21 protein-coding genes are annotated in these 20,617 nt (G+C 61.2%); 9 read left to right on the top strand and 12 right to left on the bottom strand.

The genetic code is table 11. The annotated features are described in order from the left end of the window. Positions 1-78: 78 nt before the first annotated feature. A complete protein-coding gene (locus BFQ01_RS27600; RefSeq protein WP_027607910.1) occupies positions 79-909 on the top strand; it encodes an undecaprenyl-diphosphate phosphatase in 831 nt (276 codons plus the stop codon). Further along, a complete protein-coding gene (locus BFQ01_RS27595; protein WP_065927760.1) occupies positions 906-1,289 on the top strand; it encodes a DUF1294 domain-containing protein in 384 nt (127 codons plus the stop codon). The genes BFQ01_RS27600 and BFQ01_RS27595 overlap by 4 nt, the downstream gene beginning before the upstream one ends. Here the strand turns inward: BFQ01_RS27595 and BFQ01_RS27590 are convergent. Further along, on the bottom strand, positions 1,272-1,634 hold the full coding sequence (locus tag BFQ01_RS27590; RefSeq protein ID WP_027607908.1) for an MmcQ/YjbR family DNA-binding protein: 363 nt from the start codon (positions 1,632-1,634) through the stop codon (positions 1,272-1,274). The two genes, BFQ01_RS27595 and BFQ01_RS27590, sit on opposite strands and share 18 nt — an antisense overlap. Next, positions 1,631-2,539 carry a LysR substrate-binding domain-containing protein gene (locus tag BFQ01_RS27585; RefSeq protein ID WP_065927759.1) on the bottom strand — a complete coding sequence of 303 codons (909 nt, stop codon included), beginning with the start codon at positions 2,537-2,539 and terminating at the stop codon, positions 1,631-1,633. Before BFQ01_RS27585 ends, BFQ01_RS27590 begins: the two co-directional genes overlap by 4 nt. A 126-nt stretch (positions 2,540-2,665) precedes the next feature. Between BFQ01_RS27585 and BFQ01_RS27580 the strand changes: the two genes are divergently transcribed. Then, entirely contained in the window at positions 2,666-3,277 is a 612-nt protein-coding gene (locus BFQ01_RS27580) for an FMN-dependent NADH-azoreductase (RefSeq protein ID WP_065927758.1), read from the top strand. A gap of 240 nt (positions 3,278-3,517) precedes the next feature. Continuing rightward, a complete protein-coding gene (locus BFQ01_RS27575; protein ID WP_065927757.1) occupies positions 3,518-4,555 on the top strand; it encodes an alpha/beta hydrolase family protein in 1,038 nt (345 codons plus the stop codon). Here the strand turns inward: BFQ01_RS27575 and BFQ01_RS27570 are convergent. From BFQ01_RS27570 to BFQ01_RS27550, 5 genes are all read right to left on the bottom strand, one after another. Next, positions 4,549-5,721, bottom strand: coding sequence for an MFS transporter (locus BFQ01_RS27570; protein WP_065927756.1), 1,173 nt, complete (start codon positions 5,719-5,721; stop codon positions 4,549-4,551). The genes BFQ01_RS27575 and BFQ01_RS27570 overlap by 7 nt on opposite strands. Before the next feature lie 213 nt (positions 5,722-5,934). Then, complete coding sequence (locus BFQ01_RS27565; RefSeq protein ID WP_074846575.1) at positions 5,935-7,521, bottom strand: ABC-F family ATPase; 1,587 nt, start codon at positions 7,519-7,521, stop codon at positions 5,935-5,937. Between the two features lie 221 nt (positions 7,522-7,742). Continuing rightward, entirely contained in the window at positions 7,743-8,069 is a 327-nt protein-coding gene (locus tag BFQ01_RS27560; protein ID WP_027607902.1) for a DUF2388 domain-containing protein, read from the bottom strand. Positions 8,070-8,140: 71 nt separating this feature from the next. Further along, complete coding sequence (locus BFQ01_RS27555) at positions 8,141-8,716, bottom strand: hypothetical protein (protein ID WP_065927754.1); 576 nt, start codon at positions 8,714-8,716, stop codon at positions 8,141-8,143. A gap of 49 nt (positions 8,717-8,765) precedes the next feature. Then, a complete protein-coding gene (locus BFQ01_RS27550) occupies positions 8,766-10,004 on the bottom strand; it encodes an MFS transporter (RefSeq protein ID WP_065927753.1) in 1,239 nt (412 codons plus the stop codon). A gap of 156 nt (positions 10,005-10,160) precedes the next feature. On the opposite strand from BFQ01_RS27550, the gene BFQ01_RS27545 reads away from it, so the two are divergent. Next, on the top strand, positions 10,161-10,973 hold the full coding sequence (locus BFQ01_RS27545) for a class I SAM-dependent methyltransferase (RefSeq protein WP_065927752.1): 813 nt from the start codon (positions 10,161-10,163) through the stop codon (positions 10,971-10,973). Between the two features lie 372 nt (positions 10,974-11,345). Here the strand turns inward: BFQ01_RS27545 and BFQ01_RS27540 are convergent, their stop codons facing one another. Beyond that, the gene (locus BFQ01_RS27540) at positions 11,346-11,732 is read right to left on the bottom strand and encodes a TIGR03067 domain-containing protein (protein WP_065927751.1); all 387 of its coding nucleotides are present in this window, start codon (positions 11,730-11,732) and stop codon (positions 11,346-11,348) included. A gap of 335 nt (positions 11,733-12,067) precedes the next feature. On the opposite strand from BFQ01_RS27540, the gene lpxO reads away from it, so the two are divergent. Then, complete coding sequence (lpxO, locus tag BFQ01_RS27535; protein ID WP_065927750.1) at positions 12,068-12,967, top strand: lipid A hydroxylase LpxO; 900 nt, start codon at positions 12,068-12,070, stop codon at positions 12,965-12,967. A gap of 18 nt (positions 12,968-12,985) precedes the next feature. Here the strand turns inward: lpxO and ligD are convergent, their stop codons facing one another. Together ligD and BFQ01_RS27525 are read right to left on the bottom strand one after the other, a co-directional pair. After that, positions 12,986-15,463 carry a DNA ligase D gene (ligD, locus tag BFQ01_RS27530; RefSeq protein WP_065927749.1) on the bottom strand — a complete coding sequence of 826 codons (2,478 nt, stop codon included), beginning with the start codon at positions 15,461-15,463 and terminating at the stop codon, positions 12,986-12,988. Between the two features lie 24 nt (positions 15,464-15,487). Beyond that, entirely contained in the window at positions 15,488-16,327 is an 840-nt protein-coding gene (locus BFQ01_RS27525) for a non-homologous end joining protein Ku (protein WP_065927748.1), read from the bottom strand. Between the two features lie 184 nt (positions 16,328-16,511). Between BFQ01_RS27525 and BFQ01_RS27520 the strand changes: the two genes are divergently transcribed. After that, positions 16,512-16,826 carry a hypothetical protein gene (locus BFQ01_RS27520; RefSeq protein WP_065927747.1) on the top strand — a complete coding sequence of 105 codons (315 nt, stop codon included), beginning with the start codon at positions 16,512-16,514 and terminating at the stop codon, positions 16,824-16,826. A 12-nt stretch (positions 16,827-16,838) separates the two neighbouring features. Continuing rightward, positions 16,839-17,996 (top strand): PQQ-dependent sugar dehydrogenase, encoded by a 1,158-nt coding sequence (locus BFQ01_RS27515; protein ID WP_065927746.1) that lies wholly within the window; start codon positions 16,839-16,841, stop codon positions 17,994-17,996. A 36-nt stretch (positions 17,997-18,032) separates the two neighbouring features. Here the strand turns inward: BFQ01_RS27515 and BFQ01_RS27510 are convergent, their stop codons facing one another. Beyond that, entirely contained in the window at positions 18,033-18,512 is a 480-nt protein-coding gene (locus BFQ01_RS27510; RefSeq protein ID WP_065927745.1) for a nuclear transport factor 2 family protein, read from the bottom strand. A gap of 54 nt (positions 18,513-18,566) precedes the next feature. Further along, positions 18,567-19,130: a TetR/AcrR family transcriptional regulator gene (locus tag BFQ01_RS27505; protein ID WP_065927744.1), complete on the bottom strand. Its 564-nt coding sequence runs from the start codon at positions 19,128-19,130 to the stop codon at positions 18,567-18,569. Between the two features lie 125 nt (positions 19,131-19,255). Here BFQ01_RS27505 and pssA point away from each other — a divergent pair, with 125 nt between their 5' ends. Continuing rightward, the gene (gene pssA, locus BFQ01_RS27500; RefSeq protein ID WP_065927743.1) at positions 19,256-20,599 is read left to right on the top strand and encodes a CDP-diacylglycerol--serine O-phosphatidyltransferase; all 1,344 of its coding nucleotides are present in this window, start codon (positions 19,256-19,258) and stop codon (positions 20,597-20,599) included. Positions 20,600-20,617 lie beyond the last annotated feature (18 nt).

Here is a 20,617-nt window from a genome sequence, read left to right as displayed (position 1 = left end):
GGGCACTTGAGTGCGCTCGTCAGTGAACCATTAAAAGATTGATAAGGCATGCCACAGCGCATGACCTTTGGGGGAAGCATGGATTTTTGGACCGCCATTCAGGCATTGATTCTTGGCGTCGTGGAGGGGCTTACCGAGTTCCTGCCGATCTCCAGCACCGGACACCAGATTATTGTCGCCGATTTGCTCGACTTCGGCGGCGAACGCGCCATGGCGTTCAACATCATCATCCAGCTGGGTGCGATCCTCGCGGTGGTCTGGGAATTCCGGCGCAAGATCCTCGATGTAGTCACCGGCTTGCCCACCCAGCGCAACGCCCAGCGCTTCACGGTCAACCTGCTGATCGCGTTCCTGCCGGCCGTGGTGCTGGGGGTGATCTTTGCCGACCTGATCCACCATTACCTATTCAACCCGATCACCGTGGCCGCCGCGTTGGTGATCGGCGGCATCGTCATGCTGTGGGCCGAGCGCCGCGAGCATGAAGTGCACGCCGAAAGCGTCGACGACATCACCTGGAAAGACGCGCTCAAGGTCGGTTTTGCCCAGTGCCTGGCGATGATCCCGGGTACGTCGCGCTCCGGCTCGACTATCATCGGCGGCCTGCTGTTCGGCCTGTCGCGCAAGACCGCCACCGAGTTTTCATTCTTCCTGGCCATGCCGACCATGGTCGGTGCGGCGGTGTACTCGGGCTACAAATACCGCGACCTGTTCCAGCCGGCGGACCTGCCGGTGTTCGCCATCGGCTTCGTCACCTCGTTCATCTTCGCGATGATCGCGGTCAAGGGCCTGCTCAAGTTCATCGCCAGCCATAGCTACGCGGCGTTCGCCTGGTACCGCATTGCGTTCGGCCTGCTGATCCTGGCGACCTGGCAATTCGGCTGGATCGACTGGGCAGCGGCCAAGGCATGATGATTCAGCATCCGCGCCTGAAAGCGGCGATCTTTGTGCTGCTGTGCGCGGCGCCGCTGGTGGGGGCGGTATTGGTGTGGCAACGCGGCGAAACCGTGATTCCGCTGGTGGCCTATGGGGTGGTCAGCGTCATCGCGTTTTTCCTGTATTGGAGCGACAAGCGCAAGGCCCGCACCGACAGCTGGCGCACCCCGGAGAACATCCTCCACGCCGTGGAGCTGGCGGGCGGCTGGCCGGGGGCGCTGATTGCCCAGCAGGTGTTCCGGCACAAGACGCGCAAGGTGTCTTACCAGGTGCTGTTCTGGGTGATCGTGCTGTTGCACCAGGTGTTCTGGCTGGACCAGTTGTTCCTCGGTGGCACGCTACTGTCCGTTCTCTAGCAACAACCCCACCTGTGTGCGCTTGGGCAGTTTGCTCACCACCAACTGGTGGGAGCGCTGCAACAGGCTACGCAGTTCCTCGGCCCCCAGCGGGTAGGGCGTGTTCATGATGATCCACTGCGCGCGTGCCAGGTACGGCGCCGGGTGGATGCCGGGACGGTCCACATGGCCGAGGAACAATTCCTTGTCGACCTTGAACGCCAGCGAGTCGCCGCGCAGATTCTGCAGGGCGAACATCTTGTTGCCGGCGATCGAGAACACCCGCACGCCACCCCACTTGTAGTCTTCCCGCGCGCCGGGCAGGCTCAGGCAGAACGTCGCGACCTGTGCTTCGGTCATTTTCATAGCAGGCGGTCTCCGCAGCTTTTGAAGCCTTCTTCCAGGTAATCGATCCAGGCGCGAATCGCCGGCAGCACGCCGCGGCGATGCGGGTAGACGGCCTGCAGCCAGCCGCCCGGCAATGACCACTCCGGCAGCAACTGTACGAGCCGGCCGCTGGCCAGTTCTTCTTCGCAGTACATCAGCGGCAGCACGGTAAAGCCCAGGCCCATGATGGCGCTGGCCTTGCGTACGTTGAAGTCATCGACGCCCAGGCGCGCTTCCATCACCAGGTCGTGGGGGTTGCCTTCAGGATCGAGGATGCGTTGGTGCACCATGCGGTCTGCTTCCAGCGCGCCGAGTATCGGCAGTTGCTTGAGGTCGTCGAGGGTGTTGATGTGCCGACCGTGCAAAAAGTTCGGGCTGGCGACCAGGGCCGTCTGGGCGGGGCGCAGGCGCTTGGTGACCAGCAGCGGGTCTTCATCGCCCAGTTCGCGCACGCGCAGCGCCACATCGATGCCTTCGGCTACCAGGTCGACACGGCGGTTGACCAGGGTCATCTCCAGCTGCACCTGGGGGTGGGCAGCCAGAAAACCCGCAACCACATCCGGCATTATGTTTTGCGCCAGCCCCACCGGGCACGTCACCCTCAGCCGCCCGCGCGGTTCACTGGACATGCTGGCGACGGCCTCGTCGGCCATCTCTGCTTCCAGCAGCATCGCCTGGCAATGGCGCAGGTAGCGCTCGCCGACGGCGGTCAGGGTCAGTTGCCGCGTGGTGCGTTGCAGCAGGCGCGCGCCGAGGCGCTCTTCCAGCTCGGCAATGCGCCGCGACAGCCGCGACTTGGGAATGCCCAACAGCCGCCCGGCCGCCGCAAAGCCACCGGCTTCGACGACTTTGGCAAAATAGTAGAGGTCGTTGAGGTCTTGCATGGTCAGCCTATTGTCCTGTCAGTGGGACAAACTATCGCATTTCAGGCGTCTTATCGACTATTGGTTTCATGCGTAGCATCCACTTCATCTGATCGCCACTGTCGATCCCACACTCGGAGATCCACCATGAAACTGTTGCACATCGATTCCAGCATCCTCGGCGACAACTCGGCTTCCCGTCAGCTCAGCACTGGCGTGGTCAAGGCCTGGCAGGCGGCCGAGCCGGGTGTGGAAGTGACCTACCGTGACCTCGCCAGCGAAGGCATCAACCACTTCTCCGGCGCGACCCTGGGCGCCCTGGGCACCGCCGCCGAACTGCGTGACGCCGCACAACAGCACGAGGCCGACCTGAGTGCCAACAGCCTGGCCGAATTCCTCGCCGCCGACGCCGTGGTGATCGGTGCGCCGATGTACAACTTCACCATTCCAACCCAGTTGAAAGCCTGGATCGACCGCATCGCCGTTGCCGGACAGACCTTCCGTTACACCGAAGCAGGCCCTGAAGGCCTGTGCGGTAACAAGAAAGTCATCATTGTGTCCACCTCCGGCGGCCTGCATGTCGGCCAGGCAACCGGTGTGGCCCACGAGGAATACCTCAAAGTGATGCTGGGCTTCCTCGGCATTACCGACATCGAATTCGTCCGCGCCCATGGCCTGGCCTATGGCGATGAGTTCCGCAGCAAGGCCTTGAGCGACGCCAACGTGCTCATCAACGAACAATTGTTCGCTGCTGCGTAAGGCTTGTGTAAATTTCGCCTCTGCTCGGTTTCAATCCGAAGCCGGGCGCCTAAACTCTGTATTCTTGTCGCCTGAAACGACCGGAATACGGAGTTTTTTCGTTTACCCGCTGTCTTTACGTTGGCCCAGGTTATGCACGCATGGGTTTATCACCCGATGCGAGTGCCTTGAACCATGGACTTTTCATATAGACATGCCGCGGGTGTTGAACGTGGTCACGCAGCAAAGGTGGACATCCTCATGATGCGTCTTTGTGCCGTTATGGTTCTTTCCCTGCTGGGCGGCCTGATTTCAGTGCACGCCGCGCCCGCGCCGCACCCCCATTGGAGTGTGGGCTTCCATCGCATGACCTTTCTCGACCCGCTGGACCTGCAGCCAATGAAAGCCGTGGCCTTCTACCCGTCCACCGACGATGAACACAGCACGCAACTGGGTCCCTATCACGTCGCCGCCAGCGAAGATTCCAAGATCGCCATTGGCCGCTTTCCGATGCTGATGCTGTCCCATGGCAACACCGGTACGCCGCTGGCCCTGCATGACCTGGCCACTTCCCTGGCGCGCAAAGGCTTTGTGGTGGTCGCGGTGTTGCATCCCGGCGATAACTACAAGGACCACAGCCGCCTGGGCACGGTGAGTAACCTGTACGGCCGGCCGATCCAGATTTCCGAAGCGATCACCGCGACCCTGGGCGACCCGATGCTGTCGCCGTTCGTCAACGTCGATCAGGTGGGCGTTATCGGCTATTCGGCCGGTGGCGAAACCGCGTTGATCCTGGCGGGGGCCAAGCCGGACTTCGACCGCCTGCGTCGCTATTGCCAGGAACGCCCCGAAGATCGTGATGCCTGCACCACCAAGGGCGAACTGGTGGTGGACCGTGACGACCTGCAACCGCAATCCGACCCGCGCATTCATGCCTTGATGTTGATGGCGCCGTTGAGCCTGATGTTCGGCCGCCACACCCTGGCCGATGTGCATGTGCCGGTGCTGCTCTACAGCGGCGACGGCGACAAGCTGGTGGCGGTCGACAAGAACGCCGCCGCCCTGGCACGCAAACTGCCGGAGCCACCGGACTTCAAGCTGCTGGCGGGGGCAGGGCACTTCGTGTTCATGGCGCCGTGTGACAGCGACCAACTGGCCGCGATGCCGGCGATCTGCACCGATGCCGATGGCGTCGACCGCGAAGGCATCCACCGCGACCTGATCTCCGAGGCCGGGCGTTTTTTCACCCACACCCTCGGCCAGGCTACCCGCGCCGGTTTGCAGACCGCCGATCAGTAAGCGCGGCGCTTGAGCAGCAAGGTCACGCCCAGCGCCGTGACCGATAACAGCGCTGCGCAGAAGAAAATCCAGCTGTAACCCAGGTTCAACGCCACGGCGCCCATCAACGGCCCGGCAATCGCCAGGGCCAGGTCGAAAAACACCGCATAGGCACTCAGGCCCGCACCGCGGCTGCTGTTGGGCACCTGCTTGATGGCCTCCACGCCCAGCGCCGGGTACACCAGCGACAAGCCAAAGCCGGTCAGCCCTGCACCGATCAAGGCTACGCCGGTGGAGGGTGCCAGCCACAGCAGCGTCAGGCCCAGGGTCTCGATGATCATGCAGGCAATCGCTGCCCTGAAGCCGCCAAACCGGCTGATCGCGGAGATGAACAGCAGCCGCGAGAGGATAAAACACACGCCAAACACCGTGAGGCAGTACGCCGCGCCGGCCCAGCCGCGATTGAGGTAATACAGGGTGATAAAGGTGGTCAGGGTGCCGTAGCCGATGGACGCCAGGCACAGGCTGGCACCAAAGGGTGCAATGCGCCCGAACACCGCCCAGAACGGCAGGCGCTCGCCGCGTACCACCGGCACCGAGGGTTTATTGCGGATCAGCACCAGGCCCAGCGCCGCCAATACCGACAGCGCGATACCCAGGCTGGTGTAGCCATATTCGGCGACCATCACCACTCCGAGCGGCGCGCCGATGGCGATGGCGCCGTAGGAGGCAATGCCATTCCACGAAATCGACCGCGCCGTGTGCTCCGCCCCGACCTGGCCCATGCACCAACTGATGGTGCCCACGCCGATCAGGCCTTGGGCCACGCCCAGCAACAGCCGGCCGAGTATCAGAATCCCCAGGCTCAGGCTGGGCAGGCTGTCCACCAGGGTGGCGAAGAACGTCAACACACCGCTGACCAGGATGCCCGCCAGCCCCAGCACAATCGCGCGCTTGGTGCCGACGTTGTCGGACATGCGCCCGGCCATGGGACGGCTGAGCAGAGTTGCCAGGTACTGCGAGCCGATGGTAATCCCGGCCACCACCGCGCTGAAGCCCAGTTGCTCATGGACATAGCCCGGGATTACCGCAATCGGCAGGCCGATGCAGATAAAGGCGATGAAGGTGTAGAAGACGATGGAGACGATCTGCAGGGTGATCGACAGGGAGGAGGAGGCGTTGGACATGGGCACTCGTTCGCGGGCGGGCGGTGAACGCATCATGGCAAGGGCTTGGGGGAAAAGGAAGCAGGCTAACTACTTTGGCTGAGAAACCGGCTTACTGTGGCGAGCGGGCTTTTGTGGTGAGCGGGCTTGTTGTGGTGAGCGGGCTTGCCCCGCTCACCACAACAAGCCCGCTCGCCACAACAAGCATGCTCCCAGGGTTTCAGGTCGCTACTGTTAGAACACCACGCCTTGGCTGCGCAGGTAATCGTCGTAAGTGCCGCTGAAGTCGATCACGCCGTTGGCGCTCAACTCGATGATGCGGGTGGCCAGGGACGATACGAACTCACGGTCGTGGCTGACGAAGATCAGCGTGCCTGGGTAGTTCTCGAGCGCCAGGTTCAGCGCCTCGATGGATTCCATGTCCAAGTGGTTGGTCGGTTCGTCCATGATCAGCACGTTCGGCTTTTGCAGGATCAGCTTGCCGAACAGCATGCGGCCTTGCTCACCACCGGAGATCACCTTGACCGACTTGAGGATCTCGTCGTTGGAGAACAGCATGCGCCCCAGGGTGCCACGGATCACTTGCTCGCCTTGAGTCCACTGGCCCATCCAGTCGAACAGGCTCATGTCGTTTTCGAAGTCGCTGGCGTGGTCCTGGGCGTAGTAGCCCAGTTCCGCGGCGTCGGTCCACTTGATGCTGCCGGCATCCGGGGTCAGTTCGTTGACCAGGGTGCGCAGCAGGGTGGTCTTGCCGATACCGTTCGGGCCGATGATCGCCACGCGCTCGCCGGCTTCAACCTGGAAGCTGAAGTCCTTGAACAGCGGCTTGCCGTCGAAACCTTTGGCCATGCGCTCGACGATGACCGCCTGGCGGTGCAGCTTTTTGGTTTGTTCGAAACGGATGAACGGGCTCACGCGGCTCGAAGGCTTGACCTCGGCCAGCTGGATCTTGTCGATCGCCTTGGCACGGGAGGTCGCCTGCTTGGCTTTCGAGGCGTTGGCCGAGAAGCGGCTGACGAAGGACTGCAGCTCGGAGATCTGCGCTTTCTTCTTGGCGTTGTCCGACAGCAGTTGCTCGCGGGACTGGGTCGCCACGGTCATGTACTCGTCGTAGTTGCCCGGGAACAGGCGCAGCTCGCCGTAGTCCAGGTCAGCCATGTGGGTGCACACGCTGTTCAGGAAGTGACGGTCGTGAGAGATGATGATCATCAGGCTGGAGCGCTGGGTCAGGATGTTTTCCAGCCAGCGGATGGTGTTGATGTCCAAGTGGTTGGTCGGTTCGTCGAGCAACAGCACTTCCGGGTCCGAGAACAGCGCCTGGGCCAGCAACACACGCAGTTTCCAGCCGGGGGACACTTCGCTCATCGGGCCGAAATGCTGTTCCAGGGGAATACCCAGGCCCAGCAGCAGTTCACCGGCACGGGATTCGGCGGTGTAGCCGTCCATCTCGGCGAATTCGGTTTCCAGCTCGGCCACGGCCATGCCGTCGTCTTCGCTCATTTCCGGCAGCGAGTAGATACGGTCGCGCTCGGCCTTGACCTTCCACAGCTCCTCGTGCCCCATGATCACGGTGTCGAGCACGGTGAATTCTTCGTAGGCGAACTGGTCCTGGCGCAGCTTGCCCAGGCGCACATTCGGCTCCAGCATGACCTGTCCGCCGGACGGATCGAGGTCGCCGCCGAGGATTTTCATGAAGGTCGACTTGCCGCAACCGTTGGCACCGATCAGACCATACCGGTTGCCGGCGCCGAACTTGACCGAGACGTTCTCAAAGAGCGGCTTGGCGCCGAACTGCATGGTGATGTTAGCTGTGGAGATCAATTACTTTACCTATCAATGGGTTGCGAGCGTGGCGGCAGGAGCCTTCAGGCATGCATCAACAGCGACATCAAGGCGCGAAACCCGGTCGCTGAGCAAAAAATGGGGGATGTGTGTTGGAATTTGGCGCGCATTGTCGCATATGTCAGGCGACAGTTGTATGGCGGCCGACGACGGATGTTCAGCGCTTTGAATGTGGCAAGCCATTCTCGACGAAGCCGCGCTCAGTAAGTTGTTGCGATTGCCTGCGCGAGCTGCATGTCGGTCATGGGGCGCGTGTGAGGGGCCGAGCGGTAGTGTAGTGATGCCTGCTCAAACTGAGCGCCGCGAATTTCGCCCTCGGAGCCAATGAATGCAAGGGCATCATCCTTCGCTTTTTTCATTACTGAGGGCGAGTAGACCGTAAATGCCGTGGTCCCGCCGAGGACAATGGTCGGGAACAGGGTGGTGGCGCTCAGCGCTCTCTCGACCGGGTTCTCCACATACCATGCCATAGCGTTGGTGCTGATCGATGCCATGAGGGCGATTGCCAGCGTCTTCCAGGAATTCATTCTTCGATGCTTCCATTGCGGTCGAAGGACGCACGATAACAGAGTCGGCTGAGCGCCAGAAACCCGGCCCGTCAGCAATTAAACACAGGCGCATAACGCTCTTCGCGTTTCTTGAAGTGAATCGGGGCCATAGGGACTTTTTCACCGTTGACGAATATGTCCGGGAAGGTAAGCGTGAAATCATCCATGTCGCCTTGGCCCAACGCTGTCCCTTTGAACCCGCTGTGGAATGTTTTCCTGGGGTCGAAACCGGTTTTGAGTTGTTCAATGGTGACAGGATAGCTTTGCCCATTCGCCAGGGTGACCGTGACAACGGGCGACGCTGCACTGACCCAAAGCGTCGGGTCGGCCTGTTTGACGGCTGCTGTGTTATTGGATGGGTAGAGCCGTCCGAACAGGCGCAGTTCAGCAGCGGTTGAGCGCTGGTTACCCGGCCAGCTGGATGTGCCGGGTGGCGCAACATAGACCAGCACATGAACCCAGTTGAGTTCTTCTGCCAGTGGGGCATAGCTCATCGCCGCTTTCGGGCCGGGGCAGGTGCGCGAAAGCAGGGCGTTGCTGCCCACCGTCGACTCCGGATGCAGATAGGGCCCCGTGCTGCATCCTGCGAGCAGAAGCAGTAGCGGATACAGGAAGTATTTCTTCATAGGGGCAACTCCATTTGCTGTTTGGGTTCGGCGCACAGTGTCGCTTATATCAGGCCGCAGATGCGTGAGGCGCGAAGAAGGGTTTGGCCAGCGTCTCCGGCATCGCCAGCCATAACAGCGCCAACGCGACGCCCGCCACCCCGGCCAGGGTGAGGAAGGCCGCATTGTAGCCAGCCTGCTGCACCACAAAACCGGCCAGGCTGCTGCTCAATGCCGCACCCAGGCCAAATACCGTGGACAGCGCACCCAGGCTGACGTTGAAACGCCCGGTGCCCTGGGTCAGGTCCTTGACGATCACCGGGAACAGCGCACCGAAGATCCCCGCGCCGATACCGTCGAGCATCTGCACGGCCACCAGCCAGTAGGGATCGCTGGACAGGGTATAGAGCACGCCACGCAGCGGCAGGATCATGAAGCCGAACAGCAACAGCGGCTTGCGCCCCCACACGTCGGCCTTGCTGCCCACCAGCCAGGCCATCGGCACCATCACCAATTGTGCGGCGACAATACAGGCCGAGGTCAGCGGCGTGGCCATCTGCAGGTTGATCTGCGAGAGCTTCTGGCTGACCAGTGGCAGCATCGCCGCATTGGCCAGGTGGAAGAGGGCGCAGCAGACGGCAAACAGCAATAACGGCCGGTTGGCCAGCAAGACCGCAATGCCGGACGGCTGCTCATGGTCGCTGTGGTGGGCAGGGTCGAAGCCCCGGGCCACCTCATGGTCGATCGCCTTGGCGGAGACGCAACTGACCGCGACGACGCTGGCCACTGCCATAAAGGCCATCAGGTAGAACACCACCACGGGTCCGAACAGGTACGCCAGGCCACCGGCCAACAGCGCCGCCACAGCGTTGCCGGCATGGTTGAAGGTTTCGTTGCGCCCGGTGCGCCGGGTGAACGCACGTGGCCCGGTAATGCCCAGGGAAATCGCGGAGATCGCCGGGGCGAACACCGAGGCAGCGATGGCACTGGCCGCCTGGGTCAAGGCAACCAGGCTGAATGAACTGACGAAGGGCAGCAGCAGGCAACTGCCGGTCACCAGCAGGGCGGCAACGGCAATCACAGCGCGTTTGCTGCGCGTGCGGTCGATCAGGGCACCCGCCGGGCCCTGGGTGATCAGCGCGGCGATACCTGCCAGGGTCATGACTACGCCGATACTGGCCGGATCCCACTTGTGCACCGCCAGCAGATAGATGGCCAGGTATGGACCGAGGCCGTCGCGCACATCCGCCAGGAAAAAATTCAGGCTGTCCAGGGACAGGGTATTACGCAGGTCGGCGTGTTTGGCCACGATCAGGACTTCGCAGGGGGGGCGTTCAAAGGCTGAACACTCATTGCGCTAGTGACCTGCGCGCAGTTCATTTAGTTTCGCCTGCTGCTGGGGTTTTAATCTGCGGGCTTGTGGCTTATTTTCTTTGCCTCGCCGTATGACTTATCTGGAGACGCAATGGACATGCCCTCAGCTCAACAGGCGATTGCCTGCAACAAGGACGCCTGGGATCAATCCGCCGACCTGCATAAAACCACCGAGACCTGGAGCGCCCTGCTTAACGGGGTCCGCGACCCTGGGTTTTCGTGCCTGGACCCCACCCTTACCGGGCTGTTGCAAGACATCGGCGTTGCCGGCAAAGAGGTGGTGCAGGTGTGCTGCAATAACGGTCGCGAAAGCCTGTCGCTGTTTGGCCTGGGCGCGTGCTCGGTGGTCGGTGTGGATCAATCCCGGGCGTTCCTGCAGCAGGCCCGTGAGCTTGCCGACGTTTCGCCCCACAACCCGGAATTCATCGAAAGCGATATCCACCAGTTGCCATCCCGCTTGCACGAGCGCTTCGACATTGCCTTGGTGACTATCGGCGTGCTGGGCTGGATGCCGGATGTGGCGCTGTTCATGCGCCATGTTGCGAGGACCTTGAAACCCGGTGGCACGCTGGTGATGTATGAAACCCACCCGTTTCTGGAAATGTTCGACCCGCGCGCGCCAGACCCACTGTTGCCGGCCAGTTCGTACTTCCAGCGTGAGCCTTTTGTGCTGCAGGAGTCGATTGTCTATGAGGGGCAGGGCGAAGTGGCGGGGCCGACCTCCTATTGGTATGTGCACACCCTGGGGGATGTGGTGAGCGCGGCGATTGCTGCGCAATTGCAGATCGACCATCTGCAGGAATATGCCCACTCCAATCGCGAAGAACTTTACGACCAGTACGAGCACCAGCCTGCCCAGTTGCCCCTGTGCTTCACGCTGGCCGCCACCAGGCGTCCCGCCTGAGCCGATTGGCGCCAGGCAAAAAAAGCCCGCGAACGGGCGGGCCAAGGGATTTACTGGAGTAGGTAGGCTTCACCTATAGGCATAGGTATCTACACAACTCTTAAAGGCTGACACATAACTCTGTGGTGAGCGGGCTTGCCCCGCGCTGGGTTGCGAAGCGGCCCCAATAAGGTCACCGAAGAGTGCCAGAATCAATCGAGGTGAAGGTTTTGGGGCTGCTTCGCAACCCAGCGCGGGGCAAGCCCGCTCACCACAGAAGCCTAATTGCCATAGATTCCGTATTCACTGGAAGTTGTGTAGATACCCATGCCTATAGGGCTGAAAGTGAAGGCTTTGTGAAAATGCTGTCGCGCGTTCGGATGGCGCACAGCATCAAGCGCGGCGCACGAAAGTGCGCATGGTTTGGCCTGGGCCGGTACTGAACACGATGGGCCTGGGCATACCTTCATCCGCAGCAATGAACACAAATGAATCCCCCTCAAGGCGATAACTGGCGGGCAGGTGCTTACCGGCGTCATCGCCCAGGGCGTCCACCCAGGTAATGCTTTTGGGAACCGTGCTGCTGTCGAGGAAAAACCGGCCCGCCAACAACACCTCGCCACTGACGGTCTTCACTTCGAAGCGGTCGCCGCTGATGGTGGTTAAAGCACCCGGAGCGCTGTGGGCATCGATGGGATTGAGTACGCCACTGTCTTCGAGTGAGGTTTGCTCCCAGGCGCCTTGAAGGGCTTGACTATCCGGATCTGAAAGGGCTGACATACAAATTCCTTTTTGCTGAGGGGGTAATTGCCGGACGTTGCCGGCGGTGCAGCCTTTTACCATCTTTCGCCGTTCGATGATCGGTGGTTGCCGTGCCCCAAGGCCTGCCCGTCAAGGCGTCTGCCTGGCACATTCACTAGACAGGTTTTCACAATTCTTGATTAACTTTTGGTTACAAACTGTGGCTAAATAACTGCCACGGACCACGTATCGGGACATTACTCAGCCGGTCGTGCCAATTGTGTGAATTGTGATTTCAGACGCTGCTATCCATCCTCAGCCGTTGTGGGCGCGCAGGAGCAGCCTGTTTTCTTCTGACATGTGAACGAAATTCCTTGAAACTCATCATTGTTGTTCTCTACGTTGCCTCCATTGCGTATGTACACCTGCGTGGTCGGGTGCGGCATAAGCTGGGCCGCCAACTCAGTGATCATTCGACCTTCCTGGCCCCGATCAACTGCTTGCTGTACCTGTGCTCCAGGCTACCCGGCCGCCCCTACCTGTCACCCAGTGACTTTCCTGACTTGAGCCCCCTTGAGGCGCATTGGAAGGAGATTCGCGAGGAGGGCCTGAACCTCATGCAGATGGGTGAAATCAAGCGCTCGGACCAGTACAACGATGTAGGTTTCAACTCGTTCTTCAAGTCTGGCTGGAAGCGCTTTTACCTGAAATGGTACGGCGAAAGCCATCCTTCGGCGATGAAACTATGCCCGCGTACCACCGAGCTGTTGCAGGGCATCGGCTCGATCAAGGCGGCAATGTTCGCCGAGTTGCCACCGGGCTCCAAGCTGGTGCGCCACCGTGACCCCTACGCCGGTTCGTACCGTTATCACTTGGGTCTGGTGACCCCGAATGATCCGGGCTGCTATATCAATGTGGACGGCGAGAACTATTACTGGCGTGACGGTGAGGCAGTGATGTTTGACGAGACCTACATCCACTACGCCGAAAACACCACGCAGCAGAACCGCATCATCCTGTTTTGCGATATCGAGCGGCCGATGAAATATCGCTGGGCTGCCACGTTCAACCGTTGGTTCAGTCGTAACGTCATGGCCGCTGCAGGCTCGCCCAACGATGCAGGCGACAAGACTGGCGGGCTCAATCGCGCGTTTAACCGGCTGTACAAGATTCGCTTGCGTGGTAAAGAGCTGAAAAAACGCAACCGCACACGTTACTACCTGGAAAAATGGGCGATCTTCGCGGCACTGGCACTCATCTTCATACTGATTTGATGTCGACCCGGGCGTTAGTCACTCCGGTGGCTTTGCGCCCAACTTTTCCCACATTTTTTTATTGATCTTCTGCCGATTGGCGTAGCCGGCCCAAGGATCAACCTTCAGCCCGTGCAAGCGTTGGTGCAGGTTGGCCACCGTCCATTGCTGAGCGCCGCGCAATCCCTTCAATTCCTCGCGACTGACCGGCACCGACACCGGCAGCCCAGGGCGTGCGCGCACCGAATAGGCCGCCACGGTGCTCGCGCCTCGTGCATTGCGCAGGTAATCGATAAAGATCTTGCCTACACGGTTTTTCGGCCCGGAGGTGGCGGTGAAGCGCTCGGGCAGTTGCTCGGTCATGAATTGGGCAATGGCCTTGGCAAAGGCCTTTACGCTGTCCCAGCCATCCCGCCGCGCCAACGGTATGACCAGGTGCAAGCCTTTGCCGCCGCTGGTCTTGACGAAGGCTTCCAACCCCAGCTCGTCGAGTACCGACAAGGTGAGCTGAGCGGCTTCCAGCATGGTTTTCCAGGGCAGCGCCGGGTCCGGGTCAAGGTCCAGCACAAACAGGTCCGGGGTTTCGATCTTGTCCGAGGTGGCGCCCCAGGTATGCAGTTCGAGGGTGCCCATTTGCACGGCCCCAATCAGCGCTTTCGTCGTGTCGATCTCCATCAGGCGCGCATGGCCTGGATCCAGTGCCGGGTCCAGTTGCTTGATGTTCGGAATCGCCAGGCGCTCCGCGTGCTTCTGGAAGAACTGCTCGCCCTCGATGCCTTCCGGAGCCCTGAGCAGGGACACGGGGCGATGGCGCAGGAAGGGCAGGATCCATTCGCTGATGCCTTCGTAGAACTGCGCCAATTGCTGTTTTTGTGTGCCGCTTTGCGGGTCGATGACGCGCTCGGGGTGAGTGATGTTCACGCCGCTGCTGGGCTTCTGGCTTTTCAGCGCTTTGAGGGATTTTGCCGTGCGCGGCTGTTCATGGATGATCTGCCCTGCGGGCTTGTCGGTGCGCAACCCCACGAAGACCGCCTGGCGCACCACGCCTTCGCGGGTCCACTCGGCAAATTGCACTTCGCCGACCAGGCGCGGTTCCACCCAGTGCACACCCCGTGCCTGGGCGGCGGTGAGGGGTTTTTCCAGAGGCGATGCCTTGCGCTCCAGAGGGGTGAGTTGGGCGTAGATGTTTTTCAATGAGGCCTGGTCGAACCCGGTGCCCACCCGCCCGGCGTAGACCAGCCCGCCATCGTCATTGACTGCCAGCAGCAGCGCGCCGAAACCACTGCGCGAACCCTGGGGGCGGGTGTAGCCGACAATCACGAACTCCTGGCGCAGGCGGCATTTGAGCTTGATCCAATCGGTATTTCGAGTGGAGACGTAGGGGCTGCCCTTGCGCTTGCCGATCACGCCTTCCAAGGCCAGGTCGCAGGCGCTTTCGAAAATATCCTGCTGGTTGGCGGCAAACGCTTCGGAGAAGCGCAGCAGTTTGCTGCGGCTGCCGGACAAGGCGTCTTTGAGCGCGGCGCGACGCTCCTCCAGCGGCGCCTGGCGCTGATCGCTGCCGTTTAAAAACGGCGCGTCGAACAGGTAGTAGACAATGTCCAGGCTGCGGCCGATATCAAAGGCATTTTGCAGCGCCTGAAAGTCCGGCAGGCCATCACCATTGAGGCTGACCACCTCGCCATCGAGCCAGCTGTCCTTGAGCTTGAGGGCGTGCAAGGCCTTGGCCTGGCGTGGCAGGCGTTCGGTCCAGTCGTGGCCGTTACGCGTGAACAGGCGAACCTCGCCGTCGCGTATGCGGGCGAGCATGCGGTAACCGTCGAACTTGATTTCGTAGTGCCAATCGCCCTCGGGCGCGCGGTCAACCAGGGTTGCCAATTGCGGCGCGAATTGATCGGGTAAGGCGGCTGTGGCTTTCTGTGTTTTTGCGCGTGGTTTGGGCTTGGTTTTGCCCACGGATGCGCCGCTGAGCACGCTTTTGGGTTGGGCCTGGACAATGTCGTAGTCGGCGGCGGGGCGTGCCTGCTGGTCTTTTTCCTTGATCAGCAGCCACTGCTCCTTGTCGCCGCTGCCCTTGAGGCGCGTACGCACCAGCGCCCAGTCACCCGAGAGCTTCTCACCGACCAGGGTGAATTTGAGTTTGCCGGCGGCATAGGCCTTGTGCGGGTCGTCGTGGGGCTTCCACACACCGCGGTCCCACACGATCACGTCGCCGGCGCCGTATTGGCCGGCCGGGATACTGCCCTCGAATCCGCCATAGCTGATGGGATGATCTTCAACATGGACAGCCAAGCGTTTCTGGCTCGGGTCCAGACTCGGGCCTTTGGGCACCGCCCAACTAAGCAGCACGCCGTCCAGTTCCAGGCGGAAGTCATAATGCAGGTTGCGCGCATCGTGCTTCTGGATCACGAAGCTCAGTGCCGATGCCTTGCGTTTACGGCCCGGTGAGCTGCCTGATGGCTCGGCGGTGACCTCGAAATCGCGTTTACGGTTGTATTCGCTCAGGGGCTTTGCCATGGGGTTCTCCTGTAGATGGCAGGCTCAAGAGGCCTTTTTGCCGGCTTTTTTTGCCGCCGGTTTTTTCGTCGTCGGTTTGCCGGCCAGGCTGCGTTTGAGCAACTCGGTCAGGTCGATCACATCGGCCGACTTGCGCTCCTCACTGCCTTCCTGGGATTCGACGTCTTCGATCTTGCCGGCCTTGGCCTTCTTCGCCACCAGCGCCATGATTTTTTCCTGAAAACTGTCGCGATAGTCCTCGGGCTGCCAGTCTGCACTCATGTCTTGCACCAGACGCTTGGCCATGTCCAGCTCGCCCTTGGCCAGGCTCGGTTTGGTCACGTCGTTGGGGAGTTCCAGTTCATCCAGGCCGCGCACCTCGGCGGGCCAGCGCAGCATCACCAGCACCAGCGCCGACTCCAGGGGCATCACTGCCGCCAGGTGCTGCTTGGTATGCAGCACCACGTTGGCCAGGGCGACCTTGCGGGTTTTGTTCAGGGTTTCGCGCAGCAGCGCGTAGACCTTGCCACCGCGTTTGTCCGGGGCCAGGAAGTAGGGGGTGTCGATGTTCGGCAGCGGGATCTGGTCGCTGTCGACGAAGGCGATGATCTCGATGGTCTGGGTCGATTTAGGGTGGGCCGAGCGAATTTCCTCTTCACTGAGCACCACATAGCGGCCTTTCTCAAACGCCACGCCCTTGACGATATTCTCCTTGGTGACTTCCTTGCCGGTGGTCTTGTTGATGCGTTTGTAGCCCACCGGGTCCATGCTGCGCTTGTCCAGCCAGTCGAAATCCACGCCCTGGGCGGACGTGGCCGAGACCAGCGATACCGGAATATGAACCAGGCCGAAACTGATGGCGCCTTTCCAGATTGCCCGTGGCATACGTGCGATTCCTTAACAAGAAGCTGTGTTCTGGTGACTCGAAGGCTGCGTGAAAAGTTTCGCCGGGCAGATGCGCGGACAGATCTCGTTACACCTGATCAGAAACTATTTAGTTACGAAAGCCGAACCCAGGGCGTAGCGTGGTATCGAAAGCACGTACTCCTCGCCCCAGAGAGGCTTTGTCATGAACAGTTGTGTGCGTCATCTCGCGGTGCTGGTGTTGGGCCTGGCACTTGGGCCAGTTGCCCTCGCGCAAAACCTGCCCGGCAGAAGCGATTCCAATACCGGCCCGATCCACCGGGCCAATCCCAACAGCATGCAGGGCACCCAGCCCAATACGCCGGCGGTGCGTGGTATTCAGACCGTGCCGACGCCGCGCGCACCGACCCTGGAAAACGGTGGTATCGGCAATCGCTACCCGCAACGCGATGCGGCCCCCAGCCGCCCAGCCACCGACTCCAAAGCCCCCACCTATGATGCCAACGGCAATCGCCGGTAAGGACGCTGTCTTATGTTTATACGCAAAACCCTGCTCGCCACCCTGTGCGCCACCACCCTGCTTGCGCAGACGGCCGTTTATGCCGCCGATGGGCAGCAGTTCCCCAGTGAACAAGGCAGCATCACCGCGACCCCGATCGCCAAAGGCCTCGATCACCCGTGGGCCGTGGCGTTTCTACCCGACCAGCAAGGGTTCCTGGTGACCGAGCGTCCGGGGCGCCTGCGCCTTGTCAGTCCGGACGGCAAGCTGTCTGCGCCGTTGACCGGCGTGCCTGAGGTGTGGGCCAAGGGGCAGGGCGGTTTGCTCGATGTGGTGCTGTCGCCGGACTTCAAGCAGGACCGCATGGTCTACCTGACGTACGCCGAAGGCGGTGGCAAGGGCGGTACGGCCGGCACCGCAGTGGGGCGCGGGCGCCTGGCTAAGGACATGAGTGGCTTGACCGATTTCAACGTGATCCTGCGCCAGGAGCCGAAACTCTCCACCGGCAACCACTTCGGTTCGCGCCTGGCCTTCGACCGCGATGGCTACCTGTTCGTGACCCTGGGGGAAAACAACGACCGCCCGACCGCCCAGGACCTGGACAAGCTGCAGGGCAAAGTCGTACGGATCTACCCGGATGGCCGCGTGCCCGATGACAACCCGTTTGTCGGTCAAGCCGGGGTACGTTCCGAGATCTGGTCCTACGGCCAGCGCAATCCGCAAGGGCTGGCGCTGAACCCATGGAGTGGCACGCTCTGGGAAAACGAACACGGGCCGCGCGGCGGTGATGAAATCAACATTATCGAGCGCGGCAAGAACTACGGCTGGCCGCTGGCGACTCACGGCATCAACTATTCGCTGACACCGATTCCCGAGGCCAAGGGCAAGACCGCAGAAGGCACCGTGGCGCCCCACCATGTGTGGGAGAAATCACCGGCCATCAGTGGCATGGCCTTCTACGACGCCGACCGGTTCAAGGCGTGGCAGCACAACGTGTTCATCGGTGCGCTGGCCAGCCAGGAACTGATTCGTCTGCAGTTCGATGGCGACAAGGTTATCCATGAGGAGCGCTTGCTGGGTGGCTTGAAGGCACGCATTCGCGATGTGCGGCAGGGGCCGGATGGCTTTCTGTATGTGCTGACGGATGAGGACGATGGCGTGTTGTATCGGGTCGGTCTTAATCAGGATTAAGCGATAAGCCGCAAGCTTCAAGCTTGCGGCTTCAAGCTACAGACCCAGATCGGACAATCCCGGATGCTCATCCGGGCGCCGTCCCAGCGGCCAGTGGAACTTGCGTTCGCTCTCCTTGATCGGCAGGTCGTTGATGCAGGCAAAACGATTGGCCATCAGGCCATTCTCGTCGAACTCCCAGTTCTCATTGCCATAGGAGCGGAACCAGTTACCCGAGTCGTCGTGCCATTCGTAGGCATAGCGCACGGCGATGCGGTTGTCGGTAAAGGCCCATAGCTCCTTGATCAGCCGATAATCCAGCTCCCTGGCCCATTTGCGCGTGAGAAAACCCTTGGCCTCTTCGCGGTCATGGGCGAATTCGGCACGGTTACGCCATTGCGTGTCCAGGGTGTAAGCCAGCGACACCCGGTGCGGGTCGCGGGAATTCCAGCCGTCTTCGGCCAGGCGCACTTTTTCAATCGCCGATTCACGGGTAAACGGCGGCAAGGGCGGACGTGTTTCTGCGGTAGATGACATCAGGCGGCTCCTTAAAACCATACAGCGTTATCGAAAGTTGCCAGGCGGGTGCGTTCACAGTCCCAATAACGTTCGCGCCATGCATTGCGCATTATCGGCAGCTGTTGAATCACCCATGACCAGGGCAACGGTAATGGCGCCATCGATCAGGATCAGCAGTTGCGCGGCCTGCCGTTCGGGGTCGGGGGTACCATGTGCTTGGCACAGTTCGAATGCGTACTCGAACAGTTTCTGTTTATGGGCCTTGGCCAGCAGGCGGACCGGGTCGTGCGGGTCGCCGGTTTCGCCACTGGTGTTGATAAAGGCGCAACCGCGAAAATCCGCCGAGCCGAACCAGGCCTTGAGCGCGTCGAACAGCGCCAGCAAGCGTGCGCCGCTGCCATCGACGCGCTCCACTTCGCCGCGCAGCCAGTGCATCCAGCGCTCGTCACGGCGCTGCAGGGCCGCGATCACCAGCTCATCTTTATTGGCGAAGTAACGGTAAATGCTTTTTCTCGAGACGCCGGCGGTTTTCACCAGGAAGTCCATGCCGGTGGCGGCGATGCCGTGGCGATAGATCAACTTCTCGGTGACGTCGAGGATAATGTCGCGTGTTTCGTTATGAGTCATATCGTTCATGGCTTGAAAAGTAGAACGATCGTTCTTCTTGGTCAACAAGAATTTTACTCTCTGCCACTGCGAGACCTGAGCACCCCCATGGTGTAAGCTCGGGGCCTCTTCGGATTCGACCCATTGCGAGCCTTATGCCGTCGTTCTTCAAACGCTCCCTGTTGCCCAAACTGCGCGGTTTTCCCCTGACTCCCGACGCCATTGACGTGCTGTCCGGCGCTGACGCTTTCCGTCGCTGCCTGCTGGAGAACATCGCCACGGCCACCCGCCGCATCTACATCGTCGCGTTGTACCTGCAGCAGGACGAGGCAGGGCAGGAGATCTACGACGCCCTGCACGCCGCCAAGGCCGCACGGCCGGAACTGGACATCGTGGTGGTAGTCGACTGGCTGCGCGCCCAGCGCGGGCTGATCGGCGCCGGCAAGCAACCGGGCAACAGCGCCTGGTACCAGGCCATGACGCAGCGCCATGCCAGTGAAGTGCCGGTGTACGGCGTACCGGTGCAAACCCGCGAGCTGTTCGGTGTGCTGCACCTCAAGGGCTTTGTGATCGATGACAGCGTGTTGTACAGCGGTGCCAGCCTGAACAACGTGTACCTGCACAAGTTCGATAAATACCGCTTCGACCGTTACCACCTGATCCACAGCCAGCCCCTGGCGGATTCCATGCAGCACTTGGTGGAACACGGCCTGGTGACCTCCAAGGCCGTGCACCGCCTCGACCTGCCCAACCCGCCGACCACCCGCAGCCTGCGCAACGACATCGGCGACCTGCGCAGCCGTCTCAAGCACGCGGCCTACGACACCACGGCAGGGCAGTTGCCCAACGGCCACCTGTCTGTCAGCCCGTTGCTCGGCGTGGGCAAGAACAACCCGTTGAACCGCGTGATCCTCGAGCTGATCGCCAGCGCCCAGCACCAACTGACCATCTGTACGCCGTACTTCAACCTGCCGCTGCCGGTGACCCGGGAGATCAACCGCGCCCTGGCGCGTGGGGTGAAGGTCGACATCATCGTCGGCGACAAGACCGCCAACGATTTCTACATCCCGCCCAGCGAGCCCTTCAAGGTGATCTCGGCACTGCCGTACCTGTATGAAATCAGCCTGCGCCGCTTTGCCAAGCGTCATCAACCGGTGATCGACAGCGGCCAGTTGAACCTGCACCTGTGGCGCGACGGCGACAACACCTACCACCTCAAGGGCATGTGGGTCGATCAGCGCTACACCTTGCTCACCGGCAACAACCTCAACCCACGGGCGTTTCGTCTCGACCTGGAAAACGCCTTGCTCATCGATGACCCCCAAGGCCAGTGGCTGGAGCCGCGACGCACGGAACTGGCGCAGATCTTCCAGCACACCACGCGGATCGAGCGTTACCAGGACTTGCAAACCCTGGTGGATTATCCGCAGGCGGTGGGCAAGTTCCTGCGTCGCGTCAGCCGGGTGAGGATTGAGCGATTGCTGTACCGAATCCTTTAAGCCGCCTTGTGAAATCAT

The sequence above is a fragment of the Pseudomonas sp. 8 R 14 genome, assembly GCF_900005955.1.
GTDB lineage: Bacteria > Pseudomonadota > Gammaproteobacteria > Pseudomonadales > Pseudomonadaceae > Aquipseudomonas > Aquipseudomonas marginalis.
The sequence above is the reverse complement of the archived record's forward strand: the minus strand, read 5'-3'. Positions and strand labels throughout refer to the sequence as shown.

What these genes read in the sequence shown, in the direction of transcription:
- BFQ01_RS27600 (WP_027607910.1), top strand. Translation starts at nt 79, where the DNA reads ATGGATTTTTGGACCGCCATTCAGGCATTGATTCTTGGCGTCGTGGAG.
- BFQ01_RS27595 (WP_065927760.1), top strand. Translation starts at nt 906, where the DNA reads ATGATGATTCAGCATCCGCGCCTGAAAGCGGCGATCTTTGTGCTGCTG.
- BFQ01_RS27590 (WP_027607908.1), bottom strand. Translation starts at nt 1,634, where the DNA reads ATGAAAATGACCGAAGCACAGGTCGCGACGTTCTGCCTGAGCCTGCCC.
- BFQ01_RS27585 (WP_065927759.1), bottom strand. Translation starts at nt 2,539, where the DNA reads ATGCAAGACCTCAACGACCTCTACTATTTTGCCAAAGTCGTCGAAGCC.
- BFQ01_RS27580 (WP_065927758.1), top strand. Translation starts at nt 2,666, where the DNA reads ATGAAACTGTTGCACATCGATTCCAGCATCCTCGGCGACAACTCGGCT.
- BFQ01_RS27575 (WP_065927757.1), top strand. Translation starts at nt 3,518, where the DNA reads ATGATGCGTCTTTGTGCCGTTATGGTTCTTTCCCTGCTGGGCGGCCTG.
- BFQ01_RS27570 (WP_065927756.1), bottom strand. Translation starts at nt 5,721, where the DNA reads ATGTCCAACGCCTCCTCCTCCCTGTCGATCACCCTGCAGATCGTCTCC.
- BFQ01_RS27560 (WP_027607902.1), bottom strand. Translation starts at nt 8,069, where the DNA reads ATGAATTCCTGGAAGACGCTGGCAATCGCCCTCATGGCATCGATCAGC.
- BFQ01_RS27555 (WP_065927754.1), bottom strand. Translation starts at nt 8,716, where the DNA reads ATGAAGAAATACTTCCTGTATCCGCTACTGCTTCTGCTCGCAGGATGC.
- BFQ01_RS27545 (WP_065927752.1), top strand. Translation starts at nt 10,161, where the DNA reads ATGGACATGCCCTCAGCTCAACAGGCGATTGCCTGCAACAAGGACGCC.
- BFQ01_RS27540 (WP_065927751.1), bottom strand. Translation starts at nt 11,732, where the DNA reads ATGTCAGCCCTTTCAGATCCGGATAGTCAAGCCCTTCAAGGCGCCTGG.
- ligD (WP_065927749.1), bottom strand. Translation starts at nt 15,463, where the DNA reads ATGGCAAAGCCCCTGAGCGAATACAACCGTAAACGCGATTTCGAGGTC.
- BFQ01_RS27525 (WP_065927748.1), bottom strand. Translation starts at nt 16,327, where the DNA reads ATGCCACGGGCAATCTGGAAAGGCGCCATCAGTTTCGGCCTGGTTCAT.
- BFQ01_RS27520 (WP_065927747.1), top strand. Translation starts at nt 16,512, where the DNA reads ATGAACAGTTGTGTGCGTCATCTCGCGGTGCTGGTGTTGGGCCTGGCA.
- BFQ01_RS27515 (WP_065927746.1), top strand. Translation starts at nt 16,839, where the DNA reads ATGTTTATACGCAAAACCCTGCTCGCCACCCTGTGCGCCACCACCCTG.
- BFQ01_RS27510 (WP_065927745.1), bottom strand. Translation starts at nt 18,512, where the DNA reads ATGTCATCTACCGCAGAAACACGTCCGCCCTTGCCGCCGTTTACCCGT.
- BFQ01_RS27505 (WP_065927744.1), bottom strand. Translation starts at nt 19,130, where the DNA reads ATGAACGATATGACTCATAACGAAACACGCGACATTATCCTCGACGTC.
- pssA (WP_065927743.1), top strand. Translation starts at nt 19,256, where the DNA reads ATGCCGTCGTTCTTCAAACGCTCCCTGTTGCCCAAACTGCGCGGTTTT.